At 69.7% G+C, this 21470-nt stretch carries 22 protein-coding genes; 8 read left to right on the forward strand and 14 right to left on the reverse strand.

All coding sequences use genetic code 11. The features are described 5' to 3' along the window. Positions 1–5 precede the first annotated feature (5 nt). The 3 genes from WEF05_06825 to WEF05_06835 all read right to left on the reverse strand — a co-directional run bounded on the left by WEF05_06825 (position 6) and on the right by WEF05_06835 (position 2553). Positions 6–446 carry an SRPBCC family protein gene (locus tag WEF05_06825; GenBank protein ID MEX1101599.1) on the reverse strand — a complete coding sequence of 147 codons (441 nt, stop codon included), beginning with the start codon at positions 444–446 and terminating at the stop codon, positions 6–8. A gap of 11 nt (positions 447–457) precedes the next feature. Continuing rightward, positions 458–1330 carry a Ran-binding zinc finger domain-containing protein gene (locus tag WEF05_06830; GenBank protein ID MEX1101600.1) on the reverse strand — a complete coding sequence of 291 codons (873 nt, stop codon included), beginning with the start codon at positions 1328–1330 and terminating at the stop codon, positions 458–460. Positions 1331–1404: 74 nt separating this feature from the next. Next, positions 1405–2553 (reverse strand): glycosyltransferase family 4 protein, encoded by a 1149-nt coding sequence (locus WEF05_06835; protein ID MEX1101601.1) that lies wholly within the window; start codon positions 2551–2553, stop codon positions 1405–1407. A 22-nt stretch (positions 2554–2575) separates the two neighbouring features. Here WEF05_06835 and WEF05_06840 point away from each other — a divergent pair, with 22 nt between their 5' ends. The 3 genes from WEF05_06840 to WEF05_06850 all read left to right on the forward strand — a co-directional run bounded on the left by WEF05_06840 (position 2576) and on the right by WEF05_06850 (position 5154). Further along, positions 2576–3460: a hypothetical protein gene (locus WEF05_06840; protein MEX1101602.1), complete on the forward strand. Its 885-nt coding sequence runs from the start codon at positions 2576–2578 to the stop codon at positions 3458–3460. A 182-nt stretch (positions 3461–3642) separates the two neighbouring features. Then, entirely contained in the window at positions 3643–3921 is a 279-nt protein-coding gene (locus WEF05_06845) for a WhiB family transcriptional regulator (GenBank protein MEX1101603.1), read from the forward strand. Positions 3922–3975: 54 nt separating this feature from the next. Then, positions 3976–5154, forward strand: a complete 1179-nt coding sequence (locus tag WEF05_06850; GenBank protein ID MEX1101604.1) for an acetyl-CoA C-acetyltransferase — start codon at positions 3976–3978, stop codon at positions 5152–5154. Positions 5155–5174: 20 nt separating this feature from the next. On the opposite strand, the gene WEF05_06855 is transcribed toward WEF05_06850, so the two are convergent. The 4 genes from WEF05_06855 to WEF05_06870 all read right to left on the reverse strand — a co-directional run bounded on the left by WEF05_06855 (position 5175) and on the right by WEF05_06870 (position 6532). Next, on the reverse strand, positions 5175–5531 hold the full coding sequence (locus WEF05_06855; GenBank protein MEX1101605.1) for a nitroreductase family deazaflavin-dependent oxidoreductase: 357 nt from the start codon (positions 5529–5531) through the stop codon (positions 5175–5177). Positions 5532–5646: 115 nt separating this feature from the next. Continuing rightward, positions 5647–5856, reverse strand: coding sequence for a hypothetical protein (locus WEF05_06860; protein MEX1101606.1), 210 nt, complete (start codon positions 5854–5856; stop codon positions 5647–5649). 8 nt (positions 5857–5864) lie between these two features. Next, positions 5865–6146 carry a hypothetical protein gene (locus WEF05_06865; protein MEX1101607.1) on the reverse strand — a complete coding sequence of 94 codons (282 nt, stop codon included), beginning with the start codon at positions 6144–6146 and terminating at the stop codon, positions 5865–5867. Beyond that, positions 6143–6532, reverse strand: a complete 390-nt coding sequence (locus WEF05_06870) for a hypothetical protein (protein MEX1101608.1) — start codon at positions 6530–6532, stop codon at positions 6143–6145. Before WEF05_06870 ends, WEF05_06865 begins: the two co-directional genes overlap by 4 nt. Positions 6533–6711: 179 nt before the next feature. On the opposite strand from WEF05_06870, the gene WEF05_06875 reads away from it, so the two are divergent. Next, entirely contained in the window at positions 6712–7398 is a 687-nt protein-coding gene (locus tag WEF05_06875; protein ID MEX1101609.1) for an aquaporin, read from the forward strand. A gap of 74 nt (positions 7399–7472) precedes the next feature. Continuing rightward, positions 7473–8672 (forward strand): cysteine desulfurase family protein, encoded by a 1200-nt coding sequence (locus tag WEF05_06880; protein MEX1101610.1) that lies wholly within the window; start codon positions 7473–7475, stop codon positions 8670–8672. Here the strand turns inward: WEF05_06880 and WEF05_06885 are convergent, their stop codons facing one another. The 3 genes from WEF05_06885 to WEF05_06895 form a co-directional block, all read right to left on the reverse strand. After that, entirely contained in the window at positions 8673–9749 is a 1077-nt protein-coding gene (locus WEF05_06885) for a 2-oxoacid:ferredoxin oxidoreductase subunit beta (protein ID MEX1101611.1), read from the reverse strand. It abuts the gene before it with no gap. Beyond that, positions 9742–11580 carry a 2-oxoacid:acceptor oxidoreductase subunit alpha gene (locus tag WEF05_06890; protein ID MEX1101612.1) on the reverse strand — a complete coding sequence of 613 codons (1839 nt, stop codon included), beginning with the start codon at positions 11578–11580 and terminating at the stop codon, positions 9742–9744. The genes WEF05_06885 and WEF05_06890 overlap by 8 nt, the downstream gene beginning before the upstream one ends. Positions 11581–11780: 200 nt before the next feature. Next, the gene (locus tag WEF05_06895) at positions 11781–12287 is read right to left on the reverse strand and encodes a cyclic nucleotide-binding domain-containing protein (GenBank protein ID MEX1101613.1); all 507 of its coding nucleotides are present in this window, start codon (positions 12285–12287) and stop codon (positions 11781–11783) included. Positions 12288–12442: 155 nt separating this feature from the next. Between WEF05_06895 and metH the strand changes: the two genes are divergently transcribed. Further along, positions 12443–16081 (forward strand): methionine synthase, encoded by a 3639-nt coding sequence (metH, locus tag WEF05_06900; protein MEX1101614.1) that lies wholly within the window; start codon positions 12443–12445, stop codon positions 16079–16081. A 29-nt stretch (positions 16082–16110) separates the two neighbouring features. Beyond that, positions 16111–17367 (forward strand): aspartate aminotransferase family protein, encoded by a 1257-nt coding sequence (locus WEF05_06905; protein ID MEX1101615.1) that lies wholly within the window; start codon positions 16111–16113, stop codon positions 17365–17367. On the opposite strand, the gene WEF05_06910 is transcribed toward WEF05_06905, so the two are convergent. Then, positions 17360–17680 carry an iron-sulfur cluster assembly accessory protein gene (locus WEF05_06910; GenBank protein ID MEX1101616.1) on the reverse strand — a complete coding sequence of 107 codons (321 nt, stop codon included), beginning with the start codon at positions 17678–17680 and terminating at the stop codon, positions 17360–17362. The genes WEF05_06905 and WEF05_06910 overlap by 8 nt on opposite strands. Positions 17681–17786: 106 nt before the next feature. Beyond that, positions 17787–18914 carry a glycerate kinase gene (locus tag WEF05_06915; GenBank protein ID MEX1101617.1) on the reverse strand — a complete coding sequence of 376 codons (1128 nt, stop codon included), beginning with the start codon at positions 18912–18914 and terminating at the stop codon, positions 17787–17789. A gap of 68 nt (positions 18915–18982) precedes the next feature. On the opposite strand from WEF05_06915, the gene WEF05_06920 reads away from it, so the two are divergent. Further along, on the forward strand, positions 18983–19807 hold the full coding sequence (locus WEF05_06920) for a maleylpyruvate isomerase family mycothiol-dependent enzyme (protein MEX1101618.1): 825 nt from the start codon (positions 18983–18985) through the stop codon (positions 19805–19807). A 10-nt stretch (positions 19808–19817) separates the two neighbouring features. On the opposite strand, the gene WEF05_06925 is transcribed toward WEF05_06920, so the two are convergent. Both WEF05_06925 and WEF05_06930 read right to left on the reverse strand, forming a co-directional pair. Continuing rightward, positions 19818–20882 carry a GNAT family N-acetyltransferase gene (locus WEF05_06925; protein ID MEX1101619.1) on the reverse strand — a complete coding sequence of 355 codons (1065 nt, stop codon included), beginning with the start codon at positions 20880–20882 and terminating at the stop codon, positions 19818–19820. Between the two features lie 42 nt (positions 20883–20924). Further along, positions 20925–21365 carry a hypothetical protein gene (locus tag WEF05_06930; protein MEX1101620.1) on the reverse strand — a complete coding sequence of 147 codons (441 nt, stop codon included), beginning with the start codon at positions 21363–21365 and terminating at the stop codon, positions 20925–20927. Positions 21366–21470 lie beyond the last annotated feature (105 nt).

The raw sequence follows: 21470 nt of genomic DNA on the forward strand, positions 1-21470 counted from the left end.
GGGTCCTAGCGAGCTTCGACGCGCCCTTTGAGCCGTTCGAGCGCGTTCTCGATCACGCGCTGCGAGCCCTGGGTGCGCACGAACCCGGGGACGAGGACCCCGAGGTCGACGGCGAGGCGGTACGTGACCTCCGTCTTGCCGTCCTCGAGCTCGCGCAGCAGGTACTCCCCCCGGATGTCCCGGACGGCGCCGCGCGCCTCCTTCGTCGACCACGACAGACCCTGATCACCTGCGTAGACATAGGACAGCGTGTAGCCGGCGGTCCCCAGGAACGGCACATCGACCTCGAAGGCCACCTCGGAACCGAGTCCGCCCTCGCCGCGTGCAACCACCTGCGCCGAGACGACCTCGGTCCATTCGGGGTAGGACTCGTAGTCGGTGATGACCTCCATCACGTCCCAGGGAAGCCCGTCCACGACGATCGAACCCTCTGCGTACTCACTCATCCCGCAGCATCCTAGAGGGCCTCGCTCGCACCGGCGGTGGGCGTCACCGGCGTGGTCGGGGTCGGCTCGAGCGTGGTCGTCGGCGACGGCGTGGGCAGGACGATCGTCGGCGGAGGCTGCGCCGGCTCGCCCGGCACCACCGCGGGCACCTCCTCGCGGGCATCGCTCGAGCCGGTGATGAGCACGAACGCGAGTCCCAGCGTGACGATCACGAGGCCGGCGGAGGCCCACGCGAGCCCCCTCGGCGAGAGGAACGGCGCGCCACCCTCGGCGATCCGGGCCGCCTCAACCGCGGTTCCCACGTAGACGACGAGGGCGAAGACGACGAAGAGGGCGACGATGCCGAGCAGCGGCCCGAGGGATCGATCTCCGCGACTGAGGAGCACGAGCAGCGCCGTCCCCAGCGTCCATGCGAACAGAACGCCTCGTGCGACCCCGTCCCCCGTTCGCCCCAGCATCGAGTGACCGAGCCCCGGAAACAGCAGCGACCGCAGGATCGCGTCGCGTGGCACCACGTCGGGACGTTCGTCGGCCTGCTGGAACAACGCGAAGAACGGCGTGCCGCACACGCTGCACGCGTTGTCCTCCAGGAGGTTGACCTCGCCACACGACGGACAGGTCCACGTCGGCTGCTCCTGCCCCGACGTCCCGGTCACGGGAACCGTGGTCCCGCCGGGAGCGACGGGGACCGGCGGCGGCGGCGGCGCGGCGGCGGCGGCCTGGTCGCCCGTCGCGGGGGTGCCTCCGGCGTCGGCGGCGCCCGGAGGCGGCGGGGGGACCTCCGGAGCGGCCGCCCGCGCGGCGAAGGAGTGGAAACACTGGCTGCACCACTCCGCGTCGGCGGCGACGAGCGCACCGCAGTTGGGACACCGGCGCTCGCTCACGGGCGGCGCGCTCCGCACGGCTGCATACCGCGGAGACTACCCCGAGGCGTGTGCCGTCCCGGTGAGGCCAAGCCTCAGGCGGGTCCCTTGATCGCGGCGCGCGTGAGCCACCCCGCCAGTCGATCGGCCACGCGTGTCCACGAGAGTTGCTGCTCGACTCGTGCCCTGCCCGCCCGTCCCATCGCCGAGGCGCGGTCGGGATCGGCGAGCAGCCCGGCGACGGCGTCGGCGATCTGCCCGGCGTCGGTCCCGTCCACGACGAGCCCGGTCTGCCCGTCGAGGACCGCCTCGGGAGCGCCGCCCGACCGGCCGGCGATGCCGGGAAGCCCGCTCGCCGCCGCCTCGACGAAGACGATCCCCCACCCCTCGACCTCCAGCCCCCCCAGCCGGTCGCGGCAGGGCATCGCGAACACGTCGCCGAGCGCGTACGCCAGGGGAAGCTGCTCGTCGGTCACCTGCCCTGCGAAGACCACCGAGCCCGCGGGCACGTCGGCGGCGAGCCGCTCGAGCCGGGTCCGATCCTGTCCGCCGCCGACCAGCACGAGGACGGCGTCGGGAACCCGCTCGCGCACCCGGGCGATCGTCCGGATCAGGATGTCCTGCCCCTTCCGCGGCACGAGCCGGCTGACGCACACCACCACCGGTCTGCCCGCGACACCCAGCCTGCGCCGCAGCTCCTCCACCTCCGGGCCCCGGTCGGGGCGGAACCGGCTGGGGTCCACGCCCGGCGCGAGCACCGCGACCGGCACGGCCTGCGGGACCGCGGTGCGCACCACGCGCGCGACGAAGTGCGAGCAGACGAGCACCCCGGAGGCGCGCGAGGTCGCGCGGCGTAGGAACGCGTGCGCCCCGGGCGCGAGGGACATCCAGTACTCGAACCCGTGGGCGAGCGTGACGTACGGGAATCCCTGATCCGCGAGCGCCGGCCCGATCCCGGCGAGCGGTACCGGCGAGCCGAACAGGATCACGTCGGCCGCGTGCTCGCGAGCGAGCGAGAGCACGCGTTCCCGCACCCCGGGCGTGGGCCAGAGGGGGCGCGATCCGATCCGCTCGACGCGGAAGGACTGGGTGCGGTCGTATCCCGTGTCGCCGGCCGCGCCGGGCGCGAGCACCGCCACGCGATCGGCAGGGAGCTGTGCCGTGAGCGCGTGGACGAACGTCTGGACGCCGCCGACGTGCGGAGGGAAATCGTTCGTGACCACGAGGGTCCGGGGAACATCCACGGAGCCGTATCCTCGCAGAAGGATGCACACCCTCGACGACGACACTGCTCGCGAGCTCGAACTCCTCGAACGGGAAGCGCCGGTCGTGGTGGATCGGCGGAACCGGCGAGCGATCCGGGTCGGAGGCGCCGACGCCGTTGCGTGGCTGCACGACCTGCTCACCGCCGATATCCAGGGGCTGGCTCCCGGCGCGACTATCCGATCGCTGCTCCTGTCGCCCACCGGTCGCATCCGAGGCGAGGTCCACGTCTACCGTCGCCCCGAGGACGTCGTCCTCTCTCAGGACCCGGCGCACGGACGTCCGATCGAGGAGCTGCTCGCCCCCTACGTGCTCTCCTCGGACGTGGTCCTCGAGCCGGCCGGGGTCGGGGTCGTGTGCGTGCTCGGGCCCGGAGAACCCGCACGGGAGCACTGGCGCCCCTCCCAGCTGTTCGCGACCGGACGGGACGGTGGCGATGGTGCCGACCTGCTCCTGGCGCCCGACGTTCCGCTCCCGGAGGGGTTCGCGACCGTCGGTTGGCAGGCCGTCGACCTGTGGCGGACCCGGCGCGGCGACGTGCGCTTCGGTCTCGACCTGGACGAGGAGTCGCTGCCGGCGGAGGCCGGGCTGGACGATCCCGAGGCTGGCGTGATCGACGGCTCGAAGGGCTGCTACCTCGGTCAGGAGTCGGTCGCGAAGATCCGCAACTTCGGCCACCCACGGAGGGTGCTCGTGGCCGCCGATGCCGCGGAAACGGTCCTCGCGGGAACGCCGATCCACGCGGTCGCCGACCCCACCTCGGCGGCCGGGCTCGTGACGAGCGCCGCCCCCCGGCCGGGAGGCGGTACCCGGATGATCGTCCGGATCCGCTGGGCCGACCGGGAGAAGGCACTGACCGCGGCGGGCAAGGCGATCACCTTGGTCTGAAACCTCCGCCGGGCTCCGTACGCCGATCGCCCGACGACCGGAAGACTCGGTCGTGCATCACCTTTCCAGGAGTGACAATTGCACCGGATGGGGCCTTCCGCTCGGCCGTCCAGGGGTGGTACACAGGGGGCTCGCGGACGCCCCCGTCGCCCGCGACCGCCACGGACCTGAGGGGGATCCACGTGAGACGGAACCGGTTCGGGGACATCGACCTCGGGCTCCTGCCCGAGAACCCCTCCCCACCCGACGTGTGGCAAGAACGGGCCGCCTGCTTCGGCGTCGACCCCGACGTGTTCTTCCCCACCACCGAGGAAGAGGCCGCGCCCGCCCTCGGTCACTGCACGGGCTGCCGGATCCGCGAGGAGTGCCTCGCCTGGGCCCTCAAGAACGGCGAACGCTACGGGGTCTGGGGCGGCACGACCGAGCAAGAGCGTCGCCGCATCACCCGCCACGTCGCCTGAGCCCGCCCGGAGGTTTCACCGGAGCGTTCGCCACCGCGTGCGTAGACTGGATGCATGCACGAGGTCGTGATCGTCGAAGGCGCCCGGACTCCGATCGGTCGGTTCCTCGGGTCGCTCTCCGAGGTTCCCGCGGTCGAGCTCGGTGAGCTCGCCGCGAAAGAGGCGCTCCGTCGGGCCGACGTCGATCCCGGCTCGATCGATCAGACGATCATCGGACACGCGCGCCAGGCGGGCAACGGGCCGAACACGGGTCGTCAGGTCTCGATCCGCGCTGGCGTCCCGAACGAGGTCTCCGCCTTCAACGTCAACATCGCATGCGGCTCCGGGATGAAGGCCACACAGCTCGCGACCCAGCAGATCATGCTCGGCGACGCGGAGGTCGTGCTGGCCGGCGGGATCGAGAACATGAGCCGGGTGCCGTTCCTGCTCGACCGGATGCGAACCGGGTACCGGATCGGCGACGGGACCGTCTACGACGCGATGTACCGCGACGGGCTCCTCGACCCCCTGTGCGGCCTGCTGATGGGCGAGACCGCGGAGAACCTCGTCGATCGCTACGACATCTCGCGTGAGGAACAGGACCTGTTTGCCCTCGAGTCGCAGAGCAAGGCCGCCGACGGGGCGTCACGCCGCGCGGCGGAGCTGTTCCCCGTCACCGCACCCAACCCGAAAGGCAAAGGGGCGGTCGAGCTGGTCGAGGACGAGCACCCGCGCCCCGGAACGACGCTGGAAAAGCTCGCGGGATTGCAGCCGGTGTTCCGGGAGGGCGGCAGCGTCACCGCCGGGAACTCCTCGGGGATCACCGACGGCGCCGCGGCACTCGTGCTGATGCGCGCGGAACGCGCGAAGGCCGAGGGACGCGAGCCCCTCGCACGGATCACCGGGATGAGCTGGGCCGGCGTGGATCCGGCGTTCATGGGGATCGGACCGGTTCCCGCCACGCACAAGGTGCTCGAACGCACCGGTCTGTCGCTGCCCGACATCGACGTGATCGAGATCAACGAGGCCTTTGCGGCTCAGGTCATCGCGTGCGAGCGGGAGCTGAAGTTCGATCGCGACCGGCTGAACGTCAACGGAGGGGGCATCTCGGTCGGGCACCCGATCGGCATGAGCGGCGCGCGGATCATCCTGTCGCTCGCCTACGAGATGCGAGAACGCGATGCCGCACTCGGGCTGGCCACGCTCTGCATCTCCGGAGGCCAGGGACTCGCGGTCGTCCTCGAGCGCGCCTGAAGCACCGCCCCCGCCTCGACTCAGCCCTGGAGCGCGATGGCGATCGGCAGCGCGGTCGCTCCCCACTCTCCGAGCTGATCGCTCGAGCGTGGCATGTACTTGTCGAGCAGCAACCGGCGAGAGAGGGCGTCCTCCGCCTCATCGGTGACGATCCGCGCCTTCGTGATCATGTCGTGCTCTCCCAGACGCAGCCCGACGGTGGGATTCGCGAGGAGGTTCTTGACCCAGTCGGACTGATCGCCGTTGCCCGACAGGACGAACAAGGTGTCCTCGTGCAGGGCGAACCAGATCTCGATCGTGTGCGCGTGTCCGGACCGACGGCCCGTCGTGGTGATGTAGCAATAGTCCAGCTCTGCGAGCTCGGACCGGGTGTCCAAGGCCCTACCGGATCGCCCAGACGACGAGCGCGAGGATGATCACGACGGCGGCCCCGAGCATGATCCAATCACCCTTGCGGATCTTGCCGGGCTGCATCGCGTTGAAGCCCATCCCTCACCCCGCTTCCGATCCGAGTCCGTAGTACTCGCGGAACCGTTCGTCCGAGAGCCAGTACCGGTGTTGTCGAACGGTCGAGGCGTACGTCCGTGCCTCGGCGGCGTCCTTGCACGCGCGCTCGGCGACGGTCGTTCCGTCCTGTTCGACGATCGCGACCCACCAGGCTCCCTCGCGCTCGTGTGCGACGACGTCGTAACGCGGAGCCATCACCGCATTCACCCGACCCGGACGTTCTCCAGCCGGTCCATGCTGTCGCGCAGCGGCCCGAGGATCGACTCCTTCTGGAAGACGAACCCGGGTTCGAGATCCGAGACCCGCTCGAGCGCCTCTTCGAGCTGCTGGCCCGCAGCCTCGGCGGCCTTGAGCGCCTCGACGAGCGTCGCGGCGTAGTCGGGTTGCAGCGGACGCCCGTCCCAAGGATCGTCGCCGCCGGCGTCGATCACCTGGTCGATGAGGAACTCACGGCCGGTGCGAGTGGACGTTCCTTTGATCTTCACGCGGTCTCCTTCGCTCGCGTCAACTCCAGGACCCGATCGGCGAGCGCGAACGGATCTACGGGCTTGTCGAACCAGGCGTCGGCACCCGACCAGCGCGCCAGCCATGCGTCGTGCGGGCGATCGAGCAGGATCACGATCACGCCCGGGAACGGAGCCGCGTCGTTGCGCAGATCGTGAGCGAGCGCGAAGGCTCCGGCCCGCGACGCGATCTCGTCGGCCACGATCACGTCCGGGACCTCGGAGCGCGCGAGCGCGATCCCCCGCTCGCCGTCGCTCGCCTCGATGAGCTCGATCGAAGCCGCTCCCAGTGCGCGCCGGATCCCGCGCACGGCCAAGCCCATCGCCTGGCGCGACTTCGGGTCCGGGGATACGACCAGCACCTTCACGCCGGGCATCGTACCCGAACCGCTCCCCAGACTTTGCCCCGGACCAGGTGCTCCGCTATCGTCGGCAGCGGACGCGGCTGCCGCGCGCGCGTCCCTTCCCCCGAACCTCGGTGCGCCGACGTTCGCCCCGGCCCCTTCGGCCGAGCGCGGTCGTGATCGTCACGACCAAGGAGGGAAGGTTGGAGAGCATCGGCAAGGCTGCCGTGGCGGAGTTCATCGCCACGTTCGCACTCATCTTCATCGGGGCGGGTTCGGTGCTCGTCTCGGGAGGGGACCTGGTCGGGGTCGCCTTGGCACACGGCCTGGTCCTCGCGATCATGGTCGCGGTCACCGCGCCGATCTCCGGAGGTCTCGTGAACCCCGGAGTGACGATCGGACTCTGGGTCACCGGCCAGATCCGGACGCCGCGCGCTGGGATCCTGGTCGGCGCCGAGCTGCTGGGTGCTGTGGCCGGGGCGTTCGTGCTCAAGGCCATCGTCCCGGCGGAGATCTTCGACGCCGGGAGCGGGGGCACCCCGACGGTGAACACGGCGATCACCGGGTTCGGCGTCGGCCAAGCCGTGCTCCTCGAGGCGGTGCTGACCTTCTTCCTGGTCTTCGCCGTCTACGGTGCAGCCGTCAACGACAAAGGGCCGCTCGCGACGGCCGGCTGGGTCATCGGACTCGTGCTCACCTTCGACATCCTCGTGGGCGGCCCATTCACGGGCGCCGCGATGAACCCGGCGCGGCAGTTCGGCCCCGCGGTGGCCTCCGGCACCTGGACGGATTGGTGGGTGTACTGGGTCGGCCCGATCGCCGGGGGGATCATCGCCGGTGTCGTCTACTGGGGCGTGTTCCTCCGCGACAAGGAGCCGGCGACTCCCTGAACCACGCTCGGGAACGCGGTGGTCCCCGGCACCCCGCCGGGGACCACCCGGGGCGGTGCTAGCCTCGCCATCCCATGACCGACGACTCCACCTACCTCGACTACGCCTCGTCCACGCCGCTGCGCGACGCGGCACGCACCGCCGCACAGGCGGCCCTCGACACCTTCGGCGACCCCCTTCGGATCCACGGCGCCGGCAGAACGGCGCGGACCCTCCTCGAGGGCGCGCGCGCGGCGATCGCCGAGGGACTCGGGGCACAGCCCGACGAGATCGTGTTCACGTCGGGCGGCACGGAGTCGGTGTCCCTCGCGATCTGGGGAACGGTGCGCGCGATCCGCGAGCTCGGCACCCGGATCGTCGTCGGGGGCGTGGAGCATCCCGCGGTCTACGGCGTCGGACACGCGCTGGAGACCGACGGGTTCGAGGTCGTGCGGGTTCGGGTCGACGACACGGGCCGGGTGGACCTCGACGAGTTCGCATCGCAGGTGCGCGTGCCGGGAACGGTGCTCGCATCGCTCCAACATGCCAACCACGAGATCGGCACGATCCAACCGATCGGCGAGGCGGCCCGGATCTGCCGTGAAGCCAAGGTGCTGTTCCACACCGACGCGTGCCAGACGGCTGGCCGCCTCCCCCTCGACGTCTCCCGGCTCGACGTCGACCTGCTTTCCCTGTCGGCCCACAAGTTCGGTGGGCCCGCGGGCGCGGGGGTCCTGTTCGTGCGCCGCGGGGTGGGGGTCGCCGCCTATCCGTGCGGCGACGATCGGGAACGCAAGCGGCGTGCCGGGATGGAGAACCTGCCCGGCGTCGCCGGGATGACCGTCGCGTTCACCACGGCTCTCAAGGAGCTCGGCGACGAAGCCGCCCGGCTCTGGGCACTCACCGAGCGTCTCGGGTCCGGGATCGCCGAACGGGTCCCGCACGCCGCACTCCACGGACATCGCACCCACCGCGTGCCGCACATCGCGTGCTTCTCGGTCGTCGGCCTCGATCCGGAGACCCTGATGATGGCCCTCGACGACCGTGGCTTCCGGATCGGCGGCGGATCCCTGTGCTCCGGTGCCCCCGGAGAGCCCTCCCCCGTCCTCGAAGCGATCGGCGTGCCGGGAACACCCTCGTTCCCGCTCTCGGTCGGGTTCGACACGACCGAGGCCTCGGTCGACGCCCTGCTCGAGGTGCTTCCCGGACTCGTCTCGCAACTCCAGGGGGTCGAGGCGACCTCGTCCGAGGCACTCGGGCGGTTCCGGGTTCCCGGTGATGCAGACCGCGGCTGACTAGCGTTCGGGAGCGCCGACCTCCCACGTGTCCCCGCCGCGGAGGAGTTTGGAGAGGTCGCCGGCGCCGAGGCGCTCGGTCGCCGCGCCGATCTGCGCTCGAACGGCCTCGCCGTAGACCGATCGGTCCTCCTGGTGGAACACGCCGATGCAGGTCGGCTCGGTAGGTCCCTTCGCCAGATGGGCGAGCGAGAACGCCAGCGACGGATCGCCGAAGACGTCGTGCACGATGATCCGGTCGGCGTCCACGCTGTCGGTCTCGACGATCTGCAGCCGCCCGTTCTCGCCGACGGCGACCGCGCGCTCCCCGTCATCGAACAGGATCGGCTCACCGTGCACGAGGCGGATCTGGTTGTGCTTGCCCGCCTCCTTGTCGCGGAGCAGGTCGAAGGCCCCGTCGTTGAAGACGTTGCAGTTCTGATAGATCTCGATGAACGCCGTCCCGCGGTGCGCCGCCGCCTCGCGGAGCACGCCGGTGAGGTGCTGCCGGTCGTTGTCGACCGTTCGCGCGACGAAACTCGCCTCCGCGCCGAGCGCCACCGCGATCGGGTTGAACGGATGATCGAGCGAGCCGAAGGGTGTCGACTTCGTGATCTTGCCCTCTTCGCTCGTCGGCGAGTACTGCCCCTTGGTGAGCCCGTAGATCTGATTGTTGAACAGCAGGATCTTCAGGTTGACGTTCCGGCGGAGCGCGTGGATCAGGTGGTTCCCCCCGATCGACAGACCGTCGCCGTCGCCGGTGACCACCCACACCGACAGGTTCGGGTTCGCGACGGCGATCCCGGTGGCGAGCGCGGGTGCGCGCCCGTGGATCCCGTGCATCCCGTAGGTGTCCATGTAGTAGGTGAACCGCCCCGAGCACCCGATCCCGGATACGAAGACGGTGTCCTTCGGCTCGATCCCCAGCTCCGGCATGAACCCCTGGACCGCCGACAGGATCGCGTAGTCGCCGCACCCGGGACACCAGCGGACCTCTTGGTCGCTCGTGAAGTCCTTCTTCGTCAGGGTCGCCCCGGGTGAGGGCTGCCCGCCGTCGGGCGCTGGCGCGCGCTCCGCGTGTTCGGTCGTCTCAGGCATCGAGCACCCGCCTGATCTCGTCCTCGAGCTCGCCCGCGAAGATCGGGATCCCCTGCACCTTCGTGTAGCTGATCGCGTCGATCAGGAACCGGCCTCGCACGAGCAAGGCGAGCTGACCACGGTTCATCTCCGGGATCAGCACCTTCGGGTACCGGCGCAGCACCTCGCCCAGATTGGGCGGGAACGGGTTCAGGTGCACGAGGTGCGCGTGGGCCACCTTGCCCCCTTCGCGTCGCACGCGCCGGACCGCTGCCCGGATCGTGCCGTGCGACGAGCCCCAGCCGAGGACGAGCAGATCCGCGTCCTCGTTAGCTTCGGGCTCAAGCTCGGGGATCGAACCGGCGACCGCCTCGACCTTCCGCTCCCGGAGCAGGGTCATCGCCTCGTGGTTCTCCGGCTCGTAGGAGATGTTGCCCGTGACCTCCTCGCGTTCGAGGCCTCCGATGCGGTGCTCGAGTCCCTCCGTGCCGGGAAGGGCCCATGGACGCGCGAGTTTGTCGTCACGCAGGTACGGGAGGAACCCATCCGGGTGGTTCGTGCCGGTCGCGTAGTCCGGTGAGAACGTCGGGAGGTCGTCCACCTGTGGCAGCAGCCACGGCTCCGAGGAGTTCGCCAGGAACGTGTCCGACAGCAGGATCACGGGCGTGCGGTAGGTGACCGCGATCCGCGAGGCCTCGATCGCGGCATCGAAGCAATGCGACGGAGACTTCGCCGCGACGATCGGCATCGGGGACTCGCCGTGGCGACCGAACAGCGCCAACAGCAGATCGGTCTGCTCGGTCTTCGTCGGCATGCCGGTCGACGGTCCGGACCGCATCACGTCGACGATCACCATCGGCAGCTCCATGATGACCGCGAGACCGAGCGTCTCGGCTTTGAGATCCATACCCGGGCCGCTGGTCCCCGTGACCCCGAGCTTGCCAGCGAACGAGGCCCCGAGCGCCATGTTCACCGCCGCGATCTCGTCCTCGGCCTGGAGGGTGACGACGCCGAAGTTCTTGTGACGCGACAGCTCGTGGAGCAATTCGGAGGCCGGAGTGATCGGGTAGCTCGCGTAGAACAGCGGTACCCCGCTACGATCGCTCGCGGCCACCAGCCCCCACGCGAGCGCGGTCGAGCCGGCGACGTTGCGGTACAGGCCGGGCGTCGCGGGAGCGGGTTTGACCTCGTAGCTCTGCGCGAACAGCTCGGTGGTCTCGCCGAAGTTGTATCCCGCCTTGAAGGCGCCGACGTTGGCTTCGAGGATCTGTTCCTTGCCCGAGAACTTGCGCTCGAGCCAGTCGAGCGTGGTCTCGGGCGGACGTCCGTACATCCAGCTGAGCAGGCCGAGCGCGAACATGTTCTTCGAACGCTCCGCCTCCTTCTTCGTGAGACCGAGCCCCTCGGTCGCGCGAACCGTGATCGTGGTCATCGGGACCTTGAACACCTGGTAGCCCTCGAGCGTGCCGTCGGCCAGCGGATCGCCGTCGTAGCCCGCCTTCTCGAGGTTGCGCTGGGTGAAGGCGTCCTCGTTCAGGATCACCGTGCCGCCGCTCGTCACGGTGTGCAGATCGGCCTTCAACGCGGCGGGGTTCATCGCGACGAGGACGTTGGGATGGTCCCCCGGTGTCGTGACGTCTTCGGAGGCGAACTGGATCTGGAACGCCGAGACGCCGTGGACGGTGCCGGCCGGAGCACGGATCTCCGCAGGGAAGTCCGGAAGGGTGGCGAGGTCGTTGCCGAGGACCGCGGTTGCGTTCGTGAACCGGTCTCCCGTGAGCTGCATCCCGTCACCGGAATCGCCGGCGAACCGGATGATCACGCGATCGCGCTGCTCAACAGCTTTCGACATCGGTTCGGGCGGGCCGCGAGCGACCGCCTGGGCGCCTCCTCACAACATCGGATCGAATCCTGGATCGTTCGGACACTTCCACCTTATCGAACGCTTCCGCTTCCGAAGCCGGACACGTCAGAAATCCGGACGAACCTGGTGACGCATCGGCCGCTCGGAACGCGGCGATCCCCGCTCGGGGTGACGAAGCGACGAGCGACCTAGCTCGTCAGGAGCTTCTCGGCCGCCCGCAGGCGACCCGCGAGCGTCTCCAGTACCCGCTCAGCCATCTTCGGCTCGGACCGAGCCAGCTTGAGGAACTCGCGGCGGAACAGGCGCACGGTGACGAGGGGGGTCTGCGCCCCGACGGATGCCGTGCGCGGCCCGCGATCGAGCAACGAGATCTCGCCGAAGAACTCGCCGGGGCCGAGCTTGGTCAGGGTCCGGCCCCCTCGGGTCACCTTCGCCTGGCCCTCGAGGATCACGAACAGGGTCTGCCCCAGGTCGCCTTCCCGGATCACCGCGGTGCCCGGACGGAACCGCACCTCGTCGACCACGTCGGCGAGCTGGTTGAGGTGCCGACGGGACAGGCCGGAGAACAACGGGACCCCGGCGAGGGCGTCCGCGCTGCGGCGCCGCACCTTGGAAGCGACGGGCTTGGGAGTGACCGGCCCCCGGGTGGAGGGCTTCGATCGCGTCGTCAGCAGGTCGATCGGCGTTTTGCTCATTGGCCGGAGCCTACCCCAGAGCAGCGACGCGGCGCGAGGCGCCTCGCTCCTGACCGTTGGTCAGTTGCAACCAGTGGCGACTAGGATGCCTCCTGTGACCCGCACGACAAGACCCGACCGTCATCCCGCCACCCTCCGAGGGTAGCCTCCGCACCGTGACCGGTGTCCGCGACCGCCTCGACGCGCTCCTCGCCCAACGGATCCTCGTCCTCGACGGGGCCATGGCGACCGCGATCCAGGATCACGGCCTGACCGAGCAGGACTTCCGCGGGGAGCGATTCGCCGACCACCCCTCCGAGCTGGGGGGCAACAACGACCTGCTGGTGCTCACGCGCCCGGACGTGATCGGCGCGATCCATCGCGGCCACCTCGGTGCCGGCGCGGACATCGTGTCGACCGACACGTTCAACGCGAACGCGATCTCCCAGACCGACTACGGGCTGACGGATGCCGTTCGCGACCTGAACCTGGAGGCCGCCCGGATCGCGCGCGAGGCATGCGACGCCACCGGCCCCGATCGCTTCGTCGCCGGATCGGTGGGTCCGACGAACGTGAGCCTGTCGATATCTCCGCGCGTGAACGAGCCCGCGTTCCGTTCCCATACCTTCGATCAGGTCTACGAGGCCTACGCGGAACAGATCCGCGCCCTGGTCGACGGTGGCGCCGACCTCCTGTTGATCGAGACGATCTTCGACACGCTGAACGCGAAGGCCGCGATCGCCGCGGCGCTCGACGTCGCACCCGACGTGCCGCGGATGATCTCGGTGACGATCACCGACAAGAGCGGCCGAACACTGTCGGGGCAGACGATCGAGGCGTTCTGGCTGTCGATCATGCACGCCGATCCGTTCAGCGTCGGCGTCAACTGCGCCCTCGGCGCCGAGGAGATGCGGCCCTACGTCGAAACGTTGTCGCGTCTGGCGCCCGCCGCGACCACGTGCCACCCCAACGCCGGACTGCCGAACGCGTTCGGCGGGTATGACGAGGTGCCCGAGATCACGTGCCGATGGCTCGGGGAGTACGCCCGTGACGGATTGCTGAACGTCGTCGGTGGGTGCTGCGGAACGACCGACGACCACATCCGCGCGATCGCCGATGCGGTCCGGGAGCTGCCCCCGCGCCCGATCCCGGAGCCGCCTGCCGAACGGATGACCGCGTTCAGTGGCCTCGAGCCCTTCACGATCACGCCGGAGACCGGTTTCGTGATGATCGGCGAACGGCAGAACGTGACCGGTTCGGCGAAGTTCCGCCGGCTGATCGAGTCGGGCGACTTCCAGGGCGCCGTCGAGGTCGCGCTCGACCAGGTGCGCAGCGGCGCCAACTTGCTCGACGTGAACATGGACGCCGACCTGCTCGAGGGCGCCGACGCGATGACGACCTTCCTCAACTTCATCGCGACCGAACCGGAGATCGCGCGCGTCGCCGTGATGGTCGACTCGTCGAAATGGGAGGTGCTCGAAGCCGGGCTCAAGTGTCTCCAGGGCCGCAGCGTCGTGAACTCGATCAGCCTCAAGGAGGGCGAGGACGCGTTCCTCGACCACGCGGCCCGCGCGAAGCGGTACGGAGCCGCGGTCGTCGTCATGGCCTTCGACGAGACCGGCCAGGCGGACACGGTCAAGCGCAAGGTCGAGATCAGCGAGCGCGCATATCGCTTGCTCATCGAGCGCGCCGGGTTCGACCCGGCCGACATCATCTTCGACCCGAACATCCTCGCGATCGCGACGGGGATCGAGGAGCACAGCGAGTTCGGCAAGGCCTTCATCGAGGCGACGCGCGAGATCAAGGCGCGTTGCCCGGGCTCGCACGTGTCCGGCGGGGTGTCCAACCTGTCGTTCAGCTTCCGGGGTAACGAGCCCGTGCGCCAGGCGATCCACTCCGCGTTCCTCTACCACGCAATCCGCGCCGGGCTCGACATGGCGATCGTCAACGCCGGACAGCTCATGGTCTACGAAGACATCCCGCCCGATCTGCTCGAGCACGTCGAGGACATCATCTTCAACCGCCGCGAGGACGCCACCGAACGCATGGTGACCTTCGCCGACTCGTTCAAAGGAGAGGGCGCCCAGCGCGTCGTCGACGACACCTGGCGTCAGGGAACGGTCCAGGAACGGCTCTCCCATGCCCTCGTCCACGGGATCATCGATCACATCGAGGCAGACACGGAGGAAGCACGGACGGCCTACGACCGCCCCCTCGAGGTGATCGAGGGGCCCTTGATGGACGGGATGAAGATCGTCGGAGACCTCTTCGGTTCGGGGAAGATGTTCCTCCCGCAGGTCGTCAAGAGCGCGCGCGTGATGAAGAAGGCGGTCGCCTACCTCGAACCGTTCATGGAGGAGGAGAAGATCCGTCTCGGCGTCCCCGTGGGAACGGGTCAGGGCAGGATCGTCACGGCGACGGTCAAGGGCGACGTGCACGACATCGGCAAGAGCATCGTGGGCGTCGTCCTGGCCTGCAACAACTACGAGGTGATCGACCTCGGTGTGATGGTCCCCGCGGACCAGATCCTCGACACCGCGAAGGACGAGGGCTGCGACGCGGTCGGCCTCTCGGGACTGATCACGCCGTCGCTGGACGAGATGGTGAACGTCGCCAAAGAGATGGAACGTCGCGGGATGCAGCTCCCGCTGCTGATCGGCGGCGCGACGACCTCCCGGCAACACACCGCCGTGCGGATCGCTCCCGCCTACGCCCAGCCCACGGTGCACGTGCTCGACGCCTCCCGTGTCGTGGGCGTGGTCTCCGACCTGCTCGACGACGGCCGCAAGGTGACGCTCGACGAGAAGAACCGGGCGGAACAGCAGCGATTGCGCGAGCAGCACGAGGAACGGCTGCGCACACCGCTGCTCCCGATCCGCGCGGCCCGCGAGCGACGGACGCCGATCGAGTGGCGCGCCGAGGACGTCCCGGCTCGGCCGTTCGAAGGCGCGCGCTCGGTCGAGGCGGACCTGGAGACCCTGCGCGGCTACATCGACTGGACGTTCTTCTTCACCGCGTGGGAGTTGAAGGGACGCTACCCCGCGATCCTCGACCACCCCGATCACGGAGCGGCGGCGCGAGAGCTGTTCGACAACGCGAACCAGCTGCTCGACGGGATCGTCGCCGACGGAGCGCTCCAGGCGCGCGGCGTCTACGGGTTCTGGCCCGCGCACGGAGAGGGCGACGACGTCGTCCTCGGGAACGGCGTGACCTTCCCGATGTTGCGCCAGCAGACCGACCACGGAGACGACCGTCCGGATCGCTGTCTCGCGGACTTCCTCGCGCCACCGGAGAGCGGGTTCGACGATTCGATCGGGGGGTTCGCGGTGACGGCAGGACTCGGAGTCGACGAGCTCGTGAAGCGCTACGAGGCCGACCACGACGACTACAACGCGATCATGGTCAAGTCGATCGCCGACCGACTCGCCGAGGCGTTCGCGGAGTGGCTCCACGAGCGCGCCCGGCGGGAGTGGGGCTATGAGACCGACCAGCGGTCGGCCGAGGACCTCGCCGCCGAGCGGTTCCGGGGCATCCGCCCGGCGTTCGGCTACCCCGCCTGTCCCGATCACAGCGAGAAGCGCAAGCTCTTCGAACTGCTCGGCGCGCCGGAAACCGGGATCGAGCTGACCGAGCACTTCGCGATGATGCCGGCCGCCTCCGTCAGCGGGCTGTACTTCGCCCATCCCGAGGCGCGGTACTTCAACGTCGGCCGGCTTGGACAGGATCAGGTCGAGGACTACGCGCGCCGCAAGGGCGAGCCGCTCGGCGACGTCGAGCACTGGCTGCGCCCGAACCTCGCCTACGACCCCGACTGACTCCGCGGAACCGCTGGTACCGTGCCCGGATGAGCCATCTCTGGCATCCGTTCGCCGACATGCGCGCCGTAGACACCGCAGGACCCCTCGTGATCGAGCGCGGCGAGGGCGTGCACGTGTGGGATGAACAGGGCCGACGCTACCTCGATGCGACCGCATCGCTGTGGTACTGCAACGTCGGATTCGGACGCGGGGAACTCGCCGAAGCCGCCGAGGCTCAGCTGCGCACGCTCGCCGCATATTCGATCTTCGGCGATCTCACGAACCGCCCCGCCGAGGCGCTCGCAGACCGGGTGAGCGAGCTCGCTCCCGTCCCCGACTCCCGTGTGTTCCTCACGAGCGGCGGCTCGGACTCGATCGATACCGCGACCAAGATGGCACGGCGCTACTGGCAGCTGCGCGATCGCCCGGAGCGCACGATCTTCATCAACCGCGAGCGCGCCTATCACGGGATGCACCTCGGCGGGACGAGTCTCGCGGGGATCGACGCGAACGCGCAGGGCCACGGCACGTTCGTCGGGGAGGTCTCGCGGGTCGCGTGGGACGACCCCTCCGCGCTCCGCTCGACGATCGAGCAGCTCGGCCCCGACCGCGTGGCCGCCTTCTTCTGCGAACCGGTGATCGGTGCCGGGGGTGTGTTCGCCCCGCCGCCGGGCTATCTCGCCGAGGTCCGCGACATCTGCCGCACCCACGACGTCCTGTTCGTCGCCGACGAGGTCATCACCGGATTCGGTCGCGCGGGCGACTGGTTCGCGAGCGGCCGGTGGGAGCTCGAGCCCGACCTCATCACCTGCGCCAAGGGCATCACGAGCGGCTACCTCCCGATGGGAGCCGTCATCGCCGCGCCACGCGTCTACGAACCGTTCGCGGCCGGGTCGGCGATGTGGCGGCACGGCTACACCTACAGCGGACACGCGACGGTCGCGGCGGTCGCGCTCGCCAACATCGACGTGCTCGCGCGCGAGGACCTGCCCGCTCGGTCCCTCCAGCTGGAGAAGCAGCTCGCCGAGACGCTGCGACCCCTCAAGGCCCACCCACTCGTGGAGGAGGTCCGCGCCGGGACGGGGGTCCTGGCCGCCGTCCAGCCCGTCTCCGAGGCGCTCGCCGATCCAGCCTATTCGTCGCGGCTCGTCACGGCATGTCGCGAGGCGGGCGTGATCACGCGTTCCCTCGCGACCGGTGCGCTCCAGATCTCTCCGGCGCTCGTGATCGAGCACGAGGGCCTAGACGAGTTGGTTGGCGGGATCTCGCAGGCGTTGGACGCGGTCGAGCCGCAGGTCAGCTGAACGAGCTGCCGCAGGCGCAGCCGCCCTGGGCGGCCGGGTTGTCGATCGTGAAGCCCGAGGCTTCGAGGGAGTCGACGAAGTCGATCTTGGCGTCGGACAGATACGGAACGCTCATCTTGTCGATCACGACACGGACCCCGAACTGGGTCTCGGCGAGGTCCTTCTCTCCGACCTGATCGTCCAGGTACATCGAGTACCGTAGCCCGGAGCATCCGCCCGGCTGGACGGCGACGCGGAGGGCGATGTCGTCCCGGCCCTCCTCGACGAGCAGGTCCCGGACCTTGCCGGCGGCGTTCTCGGTGATCGTGATCATCGTGGCTGCAACCTCCGTCGGGGGTGATCTGCTCCCTATGGTACCGCCGTCCGGCGGGATCGGCGGGGAACCTCGTTCGGCGCGCTCCGTCAGGCGCCTGAGCTCGTCAGACCCCGGCCGGGTCCACCGGGTCGGCCGCCATCTCGGCGGCGAGATCCTGTAGGGCCCGGCGCGTGTCCTCCATGGCCCGAGGGAGTCCGAACCGCTCGACCAGGGACCGGACCCGGATGTCGGGAACCTGCATGTCGGCCCGTCCACAGACGACCACCACGGGCACCTTCGAGAGGCGGGCGGTCGTCAGGACCCCCCCGACCGTCTTCCCGCGCATCGAGGACGCATCGAAGCGTCCTTCGCCGGTGATCACGAGGTCGGCATCGCCGAGGCGCTCGGCGAACCCCACGGCATCCATCACGACCTCGACACCGGGACGCAGTCGAGCCCCGAGGAACCCCATCAGCCCCGCACCCAGTCCCCCCGCGGCACCCGCGCCGGGCGAGTCGCGGAGGTCGATACCGAGATCCCGCCCGAAGATCGCGGCGAAATGCCCGAGGGCCCGATCGAGCAGCGCGATGTTCTCGGGTGTCGCACCCTTCTGCGGGCCATAGACGGCTGCCGCGCCGGTCGGGCCGACGAGCGGGTTGTCCACGTCGCTTGCGACATCGAACCGGATCGCCCCGGTGACGCGCGGCAGCTCCCCGAGATCGATCGTCGCGAGGTCGAGGAGGCCGAGTCCGCCCGGCTCGATCGGCGTACCGTCCGCCTTCGGCAGCCGGGCCCCCAGCGCCCGCGCCATCCCGGCCCCGCCGTCGGTCGTCGCACTGCCCCCGATGCATACGAGCATCGAGGTGGGCGCGTAACGTTCTATCGCGGTTCGCATCAGCTCGCCGGTCCCGTACGTCGTAGCGCGCAAGGGATCACGTCGCCCCTCGGACACGAGCTCCAGCCCGGAGGCTCTGGCCATCTCGATCACCACCGAACGCCCCTGGGCGGTCGGCACGATCCCGAACTCGGCGGTGACCGGATCGCCGAGCGGGCCCGAAACGGTGGCGCTGTCGATCTCACCCTTGCCGGCGGCAACGAGCGCATCGAGCGTACCCTCGCCCCCGTCGGCCATCGGGACCCGCACGACCCGATCGTCGGGTCGTGCACGCTGCCACCCGGTCGCGATCGCCTCGGCGGCCTGCGCCGCGGTCAGCGTTCCACGGAACTTGTCGGGCGCCACGAGAACCTGCATGCACCCGAGGGTACAATCCCGCCGCGACGGCACCGGCCGATCGGGCGAGGGAGCGGACACAGGTGGGCGTGGACAGGACGACGTTGGTCGCGGCGGCCAGGGCCGAGCGTGCGGGACTGGGACGGACGATCCAGTACGCCCCGCCGGAGTCCTGGGAACAGCCGAGCGCATGCCCCGGCTGGTGGAACCGCGACGTGATGGCCCATCTCGCCGCGCAGGACTATGCCGCCGCACAGCTGCTTGCGGGAGAGGACCCGACCGAGCTCGTCGAGTACCGGGCCTCGCTCGGCGACGAGCCCTTCACGACCGACGGCTTCAACGAGCGCGTCGTGAACGCACGATCGGGGCTCGCCTACCGGGAAGTCCTCACCCACTGGGGCCGCGCGGCCGATCTCGTGTGCGAAGGCGCCGCCGACCTGCCGGACGAGGACTGGAACGACCGCCGGGTCGACTGGCTGGCCGGAGACATCGGGATCCCGTATCTGCTGCAGTCACGGGTCGTCGAATGGTGGGTCCACGGCGAGGACGTTCGCGCGGGGGCCGGGATGCCCGAACGCGTGGAACATTGGCCGATCTACCTCACGAGCGATCTCGCGATCCGGATGCTGCCATGGTCGCTGTCCCAGGCGGGTCTTGATCTGCGGGGACTCTCGGTCCAGATCGACCTCGAGGGTGCAGGTCTCGGCTCGTGGCGGTACGGCCTCGGCGCCGGCGAGGTTCCCGACCCTGACGCGAAGCCGGACGCATGGATCTCCGGACGGGCGAAGTCCTTCGCCCTCGTGGCCGCCCGCCGGCTCGACCTCGATGGTGTGCTCGATGTCGGCAACCTCGTCGTGGGCGGCGAAGAGGAACTCGGCATCGCCGTCCTCCGGGCGCTACGCGCCTACCCCTGAGCTCGCGCCTTCAGCGCTCGATCACGAGCCGTTTCACGATCCGCTTCACCGCGCCGAACCGGTACTTGTATGCGTAGTCCCCCTTCAGCAGATCGAACGCGTCGCACCCGCCGTCGATCGCGAGCCTGATGTCCTCTGCCACGAGCACCATCCCCGGCGCGAGCTGTGACCACCGGTGTTCGTGGTCGAACGCAGAGTTGTACAGCAGGAACCGCCCCCCGTACCGGAACCCGATCGTTCCCGCGAGCTTGGCTCCGTCGATCGTGAGGAACGAGAGCGCGAAGACCCCGTCGTCGAGGAACGCCTCCCCGAGCCGGCGGAAGAAGATCTCCATGCCCGGCTGCATGAAGTTCCCCTTCGGCCCCTCGCTCGAGCGGTGCATCGCGACGAAGACGTCGAGGTCGCTCACGAGCGTTTCGGGTCCCGCGAACTCGATCGCGTACGGTCCGGCCTCGGCCTCGAGCTTTCGCGCCTTGCGTTTGATCTCGTGTCGCATCTTCGACGGAAGGGATGCGAGGTAGGTATCCCAATCGCCGGGCAGAGCGAGGAACGGTGCGACCCCGTTCTGATCCTCGCCGACCTTCACCGCCATGCCCTGTGCTGCAGCCGCTTCCGCCAACCAGTCGGGCCAGCCACCGTCCTCGACCAGCCCCCGGAGATCGGCGCTGCGCCAGTCCTCGCGCGCCCCCAGCGCGGCAAACAGCGCCGCGGCCACCGCGCGCTGCACACCGTCCCGCGCGACCGGACCCAGGTAGTCGGTCACCTCCGTTCCGCCGAGGAACCGCAGCGTGTCACCGAACCGTTCGAACGCGACGGCGCCGACCTGACTGCCGTCGGTGAGCTCGGCGAAGGCGAGGAGGAGATGGTCGGGCGTTTCCCCGAACTCCTCCCAGTACAACTTCAGGTACCCGGGCGTGTGGAAGAAGGTTCCTGCGGGGTCCGAATCGACGAGATCGGTCCAATCACGGCGAGCGAAGTCCCTGCCGTCCTCTGAGAAGACGACCCGGATCGGGCCAGGGTCGGTGTCTCCGCTGTGGGAGGTCGCGTCGATCGGGGAGCCGGAGGCCGCTGTCATGCGCAGATGATAGAGGTCCGATCGCGGACGGCGCCGTCGGTCTCAGGGACGGGATCGCTGATCGTGACGCCGGACACGAGAGGGCACGACGATCGAGGTCGCATCCTGATCGCCTCGCGGATCATCGGTGTCGGGCTCCGGACCGCCGCGCGTGGTGGCGCCGCCCTCTGGGTCGGGGCTCCCGGGCCGGCGCTCGTCGGTCCACCCGGCGCCGTGGGGTGCCCAGCCCGATTCCTCATCGGTCGGTCTGCTGCTCAGCATTGGTCGCAGCAGCCGGAGGACGACCCACATCAAGGCCAGGATCACGAGACCGGCGATCAGCATCACGGTCAGCAGCAGCAACGACCCCGGGACGACGGCCTCCCGGCATGCCGCGACGTCGTTGGCCGAACCGCAATCCGACCACGCCCACGCCGCGATCGCTCCGGTCACCACGACCGCGGCGAGCGGGTACCAGAGCACGGCATGCGTCGCGGTGCTCATCCGCCGGCCCGATCGAGTTCCCCTCACGGGTGTGGATGATGCACGACCGCTCCCCCGGTTGCCACAACTGCACTGCTATCCTCGCGCTCTTCCGCCCTGACCGGA

The sequence above is a fragment of the Actinomycetota bacterium genome (assembly GCA_040881665.1).
In the GTDB taxonomy this organism is placed as follows: Bacteria; Actinomycetota; UBA4738; order UBA4738; family HRBIN12; genus JBBDWR01.